This window comes from Pseudomonas imperatae (assembly GCF_057128625.1).
Genome location: NZ_JBSKHP010000002.1, coordinates 65,754 through 77,981, shown reverse-complemented (window position 1 = coordinate 77,981; position 12,228 = coordinate 65,754). Strand labels below are relative to the sequence as shown.

Sequence of the window (12,228 nt, the reverse complement as noted above, 5' to 3'; positions counted from 1 at the left end):
ATGCTAGCATACGCCCCCCGCTAACCGCGCTTGGCGCCGTTTCGCGACCCGCTTCATACCCCCTGCCATTTTTTCTCCGGGACACAGGTTTACGCAGATGAGCAAGACTTCTCTCGATAAGAGCAAGATCAAGTTCCTTCTTCTCGAAGGCGTCCACCAATCCGCCGTCGACGTCCTCAAGGCCGCCGGGTACACGAATATCGAGTACCACATCAAGGCGCTGCCTGAGGCCGAGCTGAAGGAAAAGATCGCCGATGCACACTTCATCGGTATCCGCTCCCGCACCCAGCTGACCGAAGAGCTCTTCGATTGCGCGAAAAAGCTGGTGGCTGTCGGCTGCTTCTGCATCGGCACCAACCAGGTTGACCTGGACGCGGCCCGCGAGCGCGGCATCGCCGTGTTCAACGCCCCGTACTCCAACACCCGTTCGGTAGCCGAACTGGTGCTGGCCGAGGCCATCCTGCTGCTGCGCGGCATCCCGGAGAAGAACGCTTCCTGCCACCGCGGTGGCTGGATCAAGAGCGCGGCCAACTCCTTCGAGATCCGTGGCAAGAAGCTGGGCATCGTCGGCTACGGCTCGATCGGTACCCAACTGTCGGTACTGGCCGAAAGCCTGGGCATGCAGGTGTTCTTCTACGACACCATCACCAAGCTGCCGCTGGGCAACGCCACCCAGGTGGCCAGCCTGACCGAGCTGCTGGGCATGTCCGACATCGTCTCGCTGCACGTGCCTGAGACCGCTGCCACCCAGTGGATGATGGGCGAGAAGGAAATCCGCGCCATCAAGAAGGGCGGCATCCTGATCAACGCCGCGCGCGGCACCGTGGTCGAGTTGGACCACCTGGCCGAAGCCATCAAGGACAAGCACCTGATCGGCGCCGCCATCGACGTGTTCCCGGTGGAGCCACGCTCCAACGACGACATCTTCGAAAGCCCGCTGCGTGGCCTGGACAACGTGATCCTGACCCCGCACATCGGTGGTTCCACCGCCGAAGCCCAGGCCAACATCGGCCTGGAAGTGGCCGAGAAGCTGGTCAAGTACAGCGACAACGGTACCTCGGTGTCGTCGGTCAACTTCCCTGAAGTGGCCCTGCCGGCTCACCCGGGCAAGCACCGCCTGCTGCACATCCACGAGAACATCCCGGGCGTGCTGAGCGAGATCAACAAGGTCTTCGCCGAAAACGGCATCAACATCTCCGGTCAGTTCCTGCAGACCAACGAGAAAGTCGGCTACGTGGTGATCGACGTCGACGCCGAGTACTCGGACCTGGCCCAGGCCAAGCTGCAACAGATCAACGGCACCATCCGTAGCCGCGTACTGTTCTAAGCAAGCCTGCGTCATGAAAAAGGGAGGCCCTCGGGCCTCCCTTTTTTTTGCCGTGACGCCTACTTCACGGTAACGGTGATCTTCTTCGATTCCACCGCCGGCTTGAACGGCACGTGGAAGCGGTCGGCCAGCAGCAGTTGCAGGGTGTGCTTGCCCGGGGCCAGGGTCAGGGTGGTTTCGGTCTGGGCCTTGCCGAAGTGCAGGATGTGGTCAGTCACGGCCAAAGGCTGGTTGGCTGGCGGCTGCTGGTCGACGTCTACCAGCAGGTGGTGGTGGCCGGTGTTGGGCGTGGGGTCGCCAGCGGGGGCCAGCTTCATGCCTTCGATGCCGAATTTCACCGTGAAGGTCTTGTCGACGGTGGCGCCGTCGGCTGGGGAAACGATGAACACCTTGGCGCCCGCCGGGGCTTCGACGCTTTTCAGGTCATCGGCAGTGGCCAGCAGCGAGGCACCCATCAGCAGGCCGGCAACGGCGGCGCGGGAAAATAGCGATTTCATTTGGGGTCTCCAGGAAACGGTTCTGGTTTTGTCTGGAATACCTTAGACGAAATAACCCACTTGGGCGCTCTGGAATGCGCCCCCGAAAGCATGTTTCATGCAAACCGGGGTGTGGGAGCTGGCTTGCCAGCGAGCTGTTGGAGCGGAACAAAATCTCGCTGGCAAGCCAGCTCCCACAGGTAATCAGCCAGCCATTTCGATGGCTTTCAAAGCCTTGTCAGCCTCAGCCAATTCAAGCTCGCTGAACACCTGCACGCCTTCACGGCGCAGCAACGCCGCCGTCACGCCCTCGCCTGTGACCTTGGTGGCGGTAAAACTGCCGTCGTAGGTCAGCAGGTTGCCGCACGACGGGCTGTTGGCCTTGAGCACCGCGATACGAATGCCGTGCCGGCGCACGGCCTCCAGCGCCAGCTGCGCGCCGCGCATGAACGCCTCGGTGAAATCCTCGCCCGCCTGGGTCAGCACGCGGGCCTGGCCTTCCAGCACCTGCACGCCCTGCCCGCCGGGAATCTCCGCTGCAGGGCGTGGGGTGGGCAGGCCGCCGGCCACTTCCGGGCACAGGCCGACGATGCGGCCCTCGGCAAGCCACAGGTCCAGCTGGTCGAACGGCCCGCTGGCACCGCCGTCGTAGCGCACGCGGTGGCCCAGCAGGCAACGGCTGACCAGGATCTTGTGCATGTCAGAACGGCTCGTTGCCACGGCGGCGGAACCAGCCGGTCAGCGACAGGCGGTCCTGGGCGGCGGGCAGCACTTCGTGGGGCACCTCGCCCGAGAGGAACACCACCAGACAGCCACCCACCGGCGCCACGTCGTGCTCGCGCCCTTCTTCCAGGTACATGCGCAGCTGGCCGCCATGCTCCGGCACCCAGGCGTCGTTGAGGTAGACCACGGCCGAAACCATGCGCCGGTCATCATCGCGGAAGCGGTCGACGTGCTTGCGGTAGAAGGCACCCGGCGGGTAGAGCGCGAAATGGCATTCGAAATCCTCCAAACCCAGGAACAGCCCGCGGTTCAGGGCCTCGCGCAGGGCGTCCATCAGCTCCAGGTAGCGGTCGCTGGGGGCCGAGTCCCCCGGCTCCAGCCACTGGATGCGATCGCCGCGAATGCCTTCGCGAATCTCCTGGGCCGGCCCCCGCCCAACCGCCGCAGGCGCCAGCTCGCCCTGCACGGCACGCCGGCGGCACTCGGCCGCAAGCTCACGGGTCAAAGCCTGTGGCAGGAAGATGTCTTGCTGCGACCAGCCGCGCTCGGCCAGGTCGTCGACGATACGTAACAGCAGCGGATGATCAGAGGATATTTGCATGCCGCGCATAGTATCCATGTGCCCGCAAAACCGACAGAGCCACTTGGCCCCCTGGCTGCAGCACGTCGTTTATGTTGCGCCGGCTGATACGAATTCTCGACAAGACCCCGCCCGGCCAAGGACAATGGCGGCCTGCCGACAGGAGTCCCTGATGCGCCGTTTGTTTTTCCTTTTGATCATGTGCTGCGCCCTGCCCGCGTGGGCAGACAGTCACGACCAGTTGTACAAGGTCGCCGGCTGGCCGGAGCAGCGGGCGCATTTCACCGACGCCCTTAAAGCGGCCCAGCAGCGCTACCAGAACAGTTTGCCCCCCGCGGTTTTCCAGGCCCTGGTCAACAACAGTGACCAGCGCTTCGCCCCCCAGGCCATGGACCAGCGCGCCGAGGCCAGGCTGCGCCAGACCCTGGCCGACCCGAACCCGGCCCTGGCCTTCTTCCAGTCGCCGCTGGGGCGCAAGGTGGTGGCCGCCGAACTGCTGGCCACCCGCCGCGACCAGCTGGCCAAGAACGCCCAGGGCCTGCCGCACATGACCGCCAGCGACACCCGCGCGCTGATCATCGGCCACTTGTCCCGCGCCCTGCCCGCCCGTGAGGCCGGTGCCGAAGTGAGCCTGGCCATCGCCGGCGTCGCCGCCGACAGCCTCAGCCAGATGATCCCCGGCCTGCTGGGTAGCGACCAGGCCCAGGGCATGCTCGACGGCCAGCGCCAGCGGCTGATGGCGCAGATCGGCAACGACCTGGATAACACCCTGCTGTACGTGTACCGCGACCTGTCCGACCCCGAGCTTGAAGAGTTCGCCAATTTCGCCGAGTCCCCCGACGGCCACGCGTATTACCAGGCCGCCCTGGCCGCCGTGCGCGCGAGCCTGGCCGTGGGCCAGAGCACCTCAAGCCTGAACCCACGCAAGGGCAACTGACACATCACCATCATCGGCCTGGCAGGATACAAACAATAGGAAACAAGATGGTGGGACAAGAAGGGCGAACGGGTCGCACGGACAGGATACCCTGCTGGAAACAGGTCCCCTGAAAAAGCGAAACCCCGGGAGAGGTTAACTGTCCCGGGGCTCTGTTTCCGTTGCCGAGAGCGCATGAATCGCGAAATTCAGAGGGGCCACATCAGCTGCTGGTTGGTCAGGAATATACGCGGGCATGGCAGAGAGTCAACACTCCTTTTCGTACAAGGCGCCTATCGCTCGCCTGTTGGAAGCGCAGCTCTCAAGCAAGCGTTACTCCACCTACCTGAAAAAAGCGGGCCATAGCGACACCTACGCCTTCGAGCTCTATCTCTACAATGCACGGTTGGCCAAAGCGTTTCTGTTCCCTCTGCATATCGTCGAGATCGTTCTGCGCAACGGCATTGATGAAACCTTGTGTGCACTATTTGGCAATCGATGGCATCTGGAGCCAGCCTTCCTGTCCCTGCTAACGCCACAAAGCCTGGCGGCTTTGAACAAAGCAAAGCTTCGAGCGGCAAAAAAGGGCAAACCTGCGCAAAAGGACGATGTGGTCTCGCGGCTGACGCTGGACTTCTGGTCGAACCTGTTCAGGGCAGAATATGATCGCAGCTTGTGGCAAACCAATATCAAGCGATTATTCCCTCGAAACCCGTCCATCACTCGGGCTTCATTGCAGCAGCTTGTGTCCAGCATCAACCGGTTTCGCAACCGCATCGCTCATCACGAACCCATCTTCAGCCAAAACGTCTCTTCTGCTTACAAGCAGTTGATCGAGATAGTGGGGTATCGATGCGCTACTGCAGAGGCTTGGTTAAAGAGCCACTCAACCGTTCATCAAGTGATGCGCTCCAAACCGAAACCCGCCAGCAGTGAGCCCATGCCCCTCCCCCCGTAGCAGCGGCCACAGGCCGCGTCCCCACACAACGCCGTGCCCGACGCTGTCAGAGGTTGGCGTCGATAAAGCTGAAATAGCGCTCGCGAATCGGCGCCACCTCGTTCGCCAGGTGGTGCCGCGCCCCCGGTAGCATCAGCACCTGGGGTGCCTGGAACTTGCGCTGCAACACCCCCAGGTTGTGCTCCCAATCCACGGTCATGTCGGCATCGCCCTGCAGTATCAACGGCGAACGCGGGCTGCTGGGCGCCGCTTCGATGCGCGGCACCCAGTTCACCAGCGCGCCCACCCAGGCCGTGGGCAGGCGCACGGGTTGCAGCGGGTCGGCCTGCAGGAACGGCATGAAATCGGGGTCGTTGGTGTTTTCGCTGAAACGCCGGGCGATGCCTTTGACGAACGGGCTCAGCAGCCGGTAGCTGACCTGCGACCAGCCCCAGCCACGCGGCCGCACCAGCGGCGCCAGCAGGATCGACTGGCCTTGGGCCGGGCTGGTGGTGCCGTGGTACAGCAGGTGGTCGAGCACGATGGCGCCGCCGGTGCTCTGCCCCAGCAGGTGCCAGGGCTGCGGCAGGCCCAGGCTGTCGGCCTCCTTGAACAGCGCAAACAGCGCCGCCTGGTAGTCCTCGAAGTCGTCGATGCGCGCCCGCTCGCCACTGGACAGGCCGTGCCCCGGCAGGTCTGCGGAGATCACCGCGAAGCCATGGCCCAGCGCCCAGCGGATCACGTGCCGGTACAGGCCCATGTGGTCATAGAAGCCGTGCAACAGAAACAGCGTGGCCACCGGCGCCGGCGGCAGCCACACCTGGCTCACCAGCTCGTAGCCCACCGCTTCGAAACGGCCCAGCCAGCGCTCGCACGGCAGGTCTATGCCGTAGAAGGCCTGGTAGGCCTGGGCTTCGGCAGACAAGGGCTGACGCGCGGCCAGGGGTTTGAGGCTGGCGCGTAGCGCATCCGGCCGAAATGTCGCGGGCATAAGGTCTCGCAGCTGAAAGCGAATAAACACACCCCTGATATTCATCTGTATGGCTGGGCATGGCAAGCTAGGCGTCCTGTCCCGGACCGAGCCTCTATGCCTGCCTCGCGCCGCAAAACCCTGTTCCTCACCCTCCTGGCACTGATCTGCGGGCTCACCCTGTGGACTGCATATGACTGGTTCCAGGGCCGATATATCCGTGTGTTCAGCGAACACGCCACGCTTTTCGAAGGCGACGCCCTGAAACTGCCCGACGCCCTGGCCGGCCCCGGCCCCATTCGCCTGGTGCACTTCTGGGACCCGGCGTGCCCGTGCAACGTCGCCAACCAGCAGCACCTGGGTGAACTGCAAGCCACCTACAGTGCCCGGGGCGTGGCCTTCTACGCCGTACAGAAAGCCGGCAGCCACGGCCGCCTGCCGGCCAATCTGGACAGTTTCAAGACCCTTGCGGCCATTGCCGGCAGCGACAGCATCCCGGCCAGCCCCGCCGTGGCAATCTGGGACCACCAAGGCCAGCTGGCCTATTTCGGCCCCTACAGCGAAGGCGCTACCTGCGATTCCAGCAACAGCTTCATCGAGCCCATCCTCAAGGCCCTGGCCGACGGACGGCCGGTGAACGCCACGCACACCCTGGCCCAGGGCTGCTATTGCGCATGGAGCAGCGCCGCCCAGTAACGGCCCCTCACAAGGAACCGCGATGAAACGCAGCCTCACCGCCCTTGCCGTGCTCATCGCCGCCGCTGCGGCCGGTGGCGCCTGGTACGTTCATTCCAAGCAGCCGCAGCGCAGCGGCGAGATCGCCCTCGCCCACCTGGCCGCACCGGTCAGCGTGCGCTACGACGACCGCGGCGTGCCGCACATCCAGGCGCAGAACCAGCAGGACATGTACCGCGCCCTGGGTTACGTGCAGGCCCAGGACCGGCTGTTCCAGATGGAGATCATGCGGCGCCTGGCGCGCGGCGAGCTGGCCGAGGTGCTGGGGCCCAAGCTGCTCGCCACCGACACCCTGTTCCGCAGCCTGCGCATTCGCGAGCAGGCCGAGGTGTACGTGGCCCGCCAGGACCAGCAGTCGCCCGCCTGGCAGGCGCTGCAGGCCTACCTGGACGGCGTGAACCAGTACCAGGCCGGGCACCCGCGGCCCATGGAGTTCGACGTGCTGGGCATCCAGCCCCGGCCCTTTACCGCCCAGGACACGTTCAGCGTCGCCGGCTACATGGCCTACAGCTTTGCCGCGGCGTTCCGCACCGAACCCATGCTCACCTACGTGCGCGACCAGTTGGGGCCCCGCTACCTGAAGATCTTCGACCTGGACTGGCACCCCCAGGGCGTGCTGCCGCTCACCGCCAGCGACTGGAAGAGCCTGGACACCCTGGCCCAGGTCAGCCACCAGGCCCTGGAACAGGCCGGCCTGCCGCAGTTCGAAGGCAGCAACGCCTGGGCGATCGCCGGCAGCCACACCGCCAGCGGCAAGCCGATACTGGCCGGCGACCCGCACATCCGCTTCTCGGTGCCGGCGGTGTGGTACGAGGCGCAGCTGTCGGCCCCCGGCTTCAACCTGTACGGCTACCACCAGCCGCTCAACCCCTTCGCCGCACTGGGGCAGAACATGGACTTCGGCTGGAGCCTGACCATGTTCCAGAACGATGACCTGGACCTGGTGGCCGAGAAGGTCAACCCGGCCAACCCCAACCAGGTGTGGTACCACGGCCAGTGGGCCGACCTTGAGAGCAGCACCCAGCAGATCGCGGTCAAGGGCCAGGCGCCGGTCACCATCACCCTGCACCGTTCGCCCCACGGCCCCATCGTCAACGACGCCCTGGGCAAGGTCGCGCCCAGCACGCCGATCGCCATGTGGTGGTCGTTCCTGGCCTCGGAGAACCCGATTCTGCAGGGCTTCTACGAGGTCAACCGCGCCGACACCCTGGAAAAAATGCGCAGCGCCGCGGCGAAGATCCAGTCACCGGGCCTGAACCTGATGTGGGCCAACGCCCGCGGCGACATCGGCTGGTGGGCCGCGGCGCAGCTGCCCATCCGCCCGGCCGGGGTGCAGCCGCAGTTCATCCTCGACGGCAGCACCGCCGAGGCCGACAAACTGGGCTTCTACCCGTTCAGCGCCAACCCCCAGGAAGAAAACCCGGCCCGGGGGTTCATCGTCTCGGCCAACTTCCAGCCGCTGTCGCCCACTGGCATCGCCATCCCCGGCTACTACAACCTGGCCGACCGCGGCCAGCAGCTGTTCAGCCAGCTCAGCTCACCTGGGGTGAAGTGGGACGCCGCCCACACCGAAGCGCTGCAACTGGGTACCCGCACCGGCTACGCCCAGCGCGTGCTGACGCCATTGCTGCCAGTGCTGCGCCAGGTGGTCACTGACCCTGGCGAAAAGGCTTTGGTCGAGCAACTGGCGCAGTGGCAGGGCGATTACCCGCTGGACTCCACCAGCGCCACGCTGTTCACCGAATTCCTCTACGACCTCACCTACGCAGCCATGCACGACGAACTGGGCAACGCCATGTTCGAAACCCTGCTGTCCACCCGCGACCTGGACTTCGCCCTGCCCCGCCTGGCTGCGGACCCGGACTCGCCCTGGTGGGACGACCGCAGCTCGCCCGAGCGTGAGAACCGTGCCGACATCGTGCGCATGGCCTGGCGCGTGGCGGTCGACCACCTCAAGGGCACGCTGGGCAAAGACCCGAACCAGTGGCAATGGGGCAAGGCGCACACCCTCACCCACGAACACCCGCTGGGTATGCAGCAGCCACTGGACCGGCTGTTCAATGTCGGGCCGTTCGCCATGCCGGGCAGCCATGAGGTGCCCAACAACCAATCAGCGAAGCTGGGCCCGGCGCCGTGGAAAGTGAGTTATGGGCCGTCCACCCGGCGCGTCATCGACTTCGCCGACCCGGCGCACGCGCACACCATCAACCCTGTGGGGCAAAGCGGTGTGTTGTTCGATGCGCACTATGGCGACCAGGCGAAAGACTACAGCGAGGGGAAATACCGGCAGGCGTTGTTGCAGGAGTGGGATGTGGCGAAGGGCACGGTGAGCACCCTGGAGTTGGTGCCTGGGAGGTAGGGACGCGGCCTGCGGCCGCTGCTACGGGTCTGTAGCAGCGGCCAAAGGCCGCGTCAGGGCACTCAAGCAGCCACTGGCTGTTGCGCGCGACGCGGGTCAGGCTGTTTCCAGCCATCGGCCGCGGCTTCTTCGATTGCAGCTTGAATCGCGCGTTTGCGGCGCTCTTCGTTGCGGCGGGTGAAGTACCACACCAGGAAGGTGACGATCGACACCGACAGCAGGATCAGGCTGGCCACGGCGTTGATCTCCGGCTTCACGCCCAGGCGCACCGCCGAGAACACTTCCATCGGCAGCGTCGTGGAGCCAGGGCCCGACACGAAGCTGGCCAGCACCAGGTCGTCCAGCGACAGGGCGAACGACATCATGCCGCCGGCTGCCAGCGAAGGCGCGATCATCGGGATGGTGATCAGCATGAACACCTTCCACGGCCGCGCGCCCAGGTCCATGGCCGCCTCTTCGATGGACAGGTCCAGCTCGCGCAGGCGGGCCGACACCACCACCGCCACGTAGGCAGCGCAGAACGTGGTGTGGGCGATCCAGATGGTGACGATGCCACGCTCTTCAGGCCAGCCCAGGGACTGGGCCATGGCCACGAACAGCAGCAACAGCGACAGGCCGGTGATCACCTCGGGCATTACCAGCGGCGCGGTCACCAGGCCGCCGAACAGCGTGCGGCCCTTGAAGCGGGTGACGCGTGTCAGCACGAACGCCGCCAGGGTGCCCAGCGCCACTGCCGCAATGGCGGTGTAGCAGGCGATTTCCAGCGAACGGCCCACCGAGCTCACCAGCTGGGTGTTGTCCACCAGGCCCACGTACCATTTCACCGACCAGCCGCCCCACACCGTTACCAGCTTGGAGGCGTTGAACGAGTAGATCACCAGGATGACCATGGGCAGGTAGATGAACAGCAGGCCCAGTACCAGCATCAGGTTGGAAAAACTGAAACGCTTCATGCCTTGCCCTCCATCTCTTTGGCCTGACTACGGTTGAAGAGCAGGATCGGCACGATCAGGATCGCCAGCATCACCACCGCCAGGGCGGATGCCACCGGCCAGTCACGGTTGTTGAAGAACTCTTGCCACAGCACGCGGCCGATCATCAGGGTTTCCGGGCCGCCCAGCAGCTCGGGAATCACGAACTCGCCGACCACCGGGATGAACACCAGCATGCAGCCGGCGATGATGCCGTTTTTCGACAGCGGCACGGTGATCTTCCAGAAGCTGTTGAAAGTGCTCGAACCCAGGTCCGATGCGGCTTCCAGCAGGCTTGGATCATGCTTCACCAGGTTGGCGAACAGCGGCAGGATCATGAACGGCAGGTACGAATAGACCACGCCGATGTACACCGCCAGGTTGGTGTTGAGGATCTGCAGCGGCTGGTCGATCAGGCCGGTCCACATCAGGAAGGCGTTGAGCAGGCCATTGTTGCTGAGGATGCCCATCCAGGCGTAGACGCGGATCAGGATAGCGGTCCAGGTCGGCATCATGATCAGCAGCAACAGCACCGTCTGCGCTTCCTTGCGGGCGCGGGCGATGGCGTAGGCCATGGGGTAGCCGATCACCAGGCACAGCAGCGTGCTGAAGAAGGCCATTTTCAGCGAGCCCAGGTACGCCGAGATGTACAGGTCGTCGTCGCCCAGCATCGCGTAGTTGCCCAGGTTCAGCAGCAACTGGATCTTCTGGTCGACGAAGGTGTAGATCTCGGTGTACGGCGGGATCGCCACGTCTGCTTCAGCGAAGCTGATCTTCAAGACGATGAAGAACGGCAGCATGAAGAACAGGAACAGCCACAGGAACGGCACGCCAATCACGAACTGGCGGCCGCCGGGGGTTATTCGTTGCAAGGCACGGGTCAGTTTCTTGTTCATGAGCGCAGTACCACGCCGCTGTCGTCTTCCCACCACACGTAGACCTGGTCACCCCAGGTAGGGCGCGCGCCACGGCGTTCGGCGTTGGCCACGAACGACTGGACCAGCTTGCCGCACGGCAGCTCGACGTAGAACACCGAGTGGCCGCCCAGGTAGGCGATGTCATGTACTTTACCGCGCGACCAGTTGTACTCGCCGGCGGGCGGCTCGACGGTCACCAGCAGCTTTTCCGGGCGGATGGCGTAGGTGATGTGCTTGTCCTGCACCGAGGTGCTGATGCCGTGGCCCACGTAGATGTTGCGCTCCAGCTCCGGGCTGTGGATCAGCGCGTGGCCTTCGGCGTCGTCCACCACTTCGCCTTCGAACAGGTTGACGTTGCCGATGAACTCACAGACCAGGCGGCTGGTCGGCGTCTCATAGATGTCGATCGGGCTGCCGATCTGGGCAATCCAGCCCAGGTGCATGATGGCGATGCGCTGGGCCATGGTCATGGCCTCTTCCTGGTCGTGGGTTACCATGACGCAGGTCACGCCAACGCGCTCGATGATCTCCACCAGCTCGAGCTGCATCTGCGAACGCAGTTTCTTGTCCAGGGCGCCCATGGGCTCGTCGAGCAGAAGCAGCTTCGGGCGCTTGGCCAGCGAACGGGCCAGGGCCACGCGCTGGCGCTGGCCACCGGACAGCTGGTGCGGCTTGCGCTTGGCGTACTGGCTCATCTGTACCAGCTTGAGCATCTCGGCCACGCGGGCGTCGATCTCGGCCGCGGGGATCTTGTCCTGCTTGAGGCCGAAGGCGATGTTCTGCGCCACGGTCATGTGCGGGAACAGCGCGTACGACTGGAACATCATGTTGATCGGCCGCTCGTAGGGCGGCATGTCGGTGATGTCCACGCCATCGAGGTAGATACGCCCCTCGGTTGGCCGCTCGAAGCCGGCCAGCATGCGCAGCAGGGTGGATTTACCCGAGCCGGAGCCGCCGAGCAGGGCAAAGATCTCGCCCTTGTTGATTTGCAGCGACACGTCATCGACTGCAATCGTCTCGTCGAACTTCTTCGTGACCCGGTCGATTTTGACCAGCACCTGTTTAGGTTGCTGATCGCCCTCGAGGGCTTTCTTATAGGCACCGGAGGCAACTGCCATTACGAAACTCCCAACAAAATTTTACAGCCCACCCCGGATAGGCGGGCCCTGGATTCTTGCAGCCTGGTCCTTCAGGTCGCCAGCCACAGGGTTTTGGCTGGCCTGACCGACTGAATCACGGACCTGAGCGATCACTTCAGGTGCATGTGACACGGCCAACAACGTCGGCTCCTAAGTTACAAATGCACGCACAAAAAAG

Annotated in this window: 12 protein-coding genes; 5 read left to right on the top strand and 7 right to left on the bottom strand. The window is 64.4% G+C overall.

What is annotated here, in order from left to right; genetic code table 11:
* Positions 1–97: 97 nt before the first annotated feature.
* A complete protein-coding gene (gene serA, locus ACWKWX_RS02955; protein WP_416421475.1) occupies positions 98–1,327 on the top strand; it encodes a phosphoglycerate dehydrogenase in 1,230 nt (409 codons plus the stop codon).
* A 59-nt stretch (positions 1,328–1,386) separates the two neighbouring features.
* Here the strand turns inward: serA and ACWKWX_RS02950 are convergent, their stop codons facing one another.
* The 3 genes from ACWKWX_RS02950 to ACWKWX_RS02940 all read right to left on the bottom strand — a co-directional run bounded on the left by ACWKWX_RS02950 (position 1,387) and on the right by ACWKWX_RS02940 (position 3,136).
* Positions 1,387–1,824 (bottom strand): DUF4399 domain-containing protein, encoded by a 438-nt coding sequence (locus tag ACWKWX_RS02950; RefSeq protein ID WP_416421476.1) that lies wholly within the window; start codon positions 1,822–1,824, stop codon positions 1,387–1,389.
* 183 nt (positions 1,825–2,007) lie between these two features.
* Positions 2,008–2,502 (bottom strand): 2-thiouracil desulfurase family protein, encoded by a 495-nt coding sequence (locus ACWKWX_RS02945; protein WP_416421477.1) that lies wholly within the window; start codon positions 2,500–2,502, stop codon positions 2,008–2,010.
* Between the two features lies 1 nt (position 2,503).
* Positions 2,504–3,136 (bottom strand): 2OG-Fe(II) oxygenase, encoded by a 633-nt coding sequence (locus ACWKWX_RS02940; RefSeq protein WP_416421478.1) that lies wholly within the window; start codon positions 3,134–3,136, stop codon positions 2,504–2,506.
* Between the two features lie 142 nt (positions 3,137–3,278).
* Here ACWKWX_RS02940 and ACWKWX_RS02935 point away from each other — a divergent pair, with 142 nt between their 5' ends.
* Both ACWKWX_RS02935 and ACWKWX_RS02930 read left to right on the top strand, forming a co-directional pair.
* Positions 3,279–4,043: a DUF2059 domain-containing protein gene (locus ACWKWX_RS02935; protein WP_473004848.1), complete on the top strand. Its 765-nt coding sequence runs from the start codon at positions 3,279–3,281 to the stop codon at positions 4,041–4,043.
* Positions 4,044–4,278: 235 nt separating this feature from the next.
* A complete protein-coding gene (locus tag ACWKWX_RS02930; protein ID WP_483826992.1) occupies positions 4,279–4,980 on the top strand; it encodes an Abi family protein in 702 nt (233 codons plus the stop codon).
* 46 nt (positions 4,981–5,026) lie between these two features.
* Here the strand turns inward: ACWKWX_RS02930 and bipL are convergent, their stop codons facing one another.
* Complete coding sequence (gene bipL / locus ACWKWX_RS02925; protein ID WP_483826991.1) at positions 5,027–5,950, bottom strand: phospholipase BipL; 924 nt, start codon at positions 5,948–5,950, stop codon at positions 5,027–5,029.
* A gap of 96 nt (positions 5,951–6,046) precedes the next feature.
* Between bipL and ACWKWX_RS02920 the strand changes: the two genes are divergently transcribed.
* Both ACWKWX_RS02920 and ACWKWX_RS02915 read left to right on the top strand, forming a co-directional pair.
* Positions 6,047–6,625, top strand: a complete 579-nt coding sequence (locus ACWKWX_RS02920; RefSeq protein ID WP_483826990.1) for a DUF6436 domain-containing protein — start codon at positions 6,047–6,049, stop codon at positions 6,623–6,625.
* 22 nt (positions 6,626–6,647) lie between these two features.
* Positions 6,648–9,023 carry a penicillin acylase family protein gene (locus ACWKWX_RS02915; RefSeq protein ID WP_483826989.1) on the top strand — a complete coding sequence of 792 codons (2,376 nt, stop codon included), beginning with the start codon at positions 6,648–6,650 and terminating at the stop codon, positions 9,021–9,023.
* 62 nt (positions 9,024–9,085) lie between these two features.
* On the opposite strand, the gene ACWKWX_RS02910 is transcribed toward ACWKWX_RS02915, so the two are convergent.
* The 3 genes from ACWKWX_RS02910 to potA are packed head-to-tail and all read right to left on the bottom strand — an operon-like array spanning position 9,086 to position 12,029.
* Positions 9,086–9,976 carry an ABC transporter permease subunit gene (locus tag ACWKWX_RS02910; RefSeq protein WP_416421485.1) on the bottom strand — a complete coding sequence of 297 codons (891 nt, stop codon included), beginning with the start codon at positions 9,974–9,976 and terminating at the stop codon, positions 9,086–9,088.
* Entirely contained in the window at positions 9,973–10,890 is a 918-nt protein-coding gene (locus ACWKWX_RS02905; protein WP_416421486.1) for an ABC transporter permease subunit, read from the bottom strand. The genes ACWKWX_RS02910 and ACWKWX_RS02905 overlap by 4 nt, the downstream gene beginning before the upstream one ends.
* Positions 10,887–12,029: a polyamine ABC transporter ATP-binding protein gene (gene potA / locus ACWKWX_RS02900; RefSeq protein WP_416421487.1), complete on the bottom strand. Its 1,143-nt coding sequence runs from the start codon at positions 12,027–12,029 to the stop codon at positions 10,887–10,889. The genes ACWKWX_RS02905 and potA overlap by 4 nt, the downstream gene beginning before the upstream one ends.
* Positions 12,030–12,228: the final 199 nt, after the last annotated feature.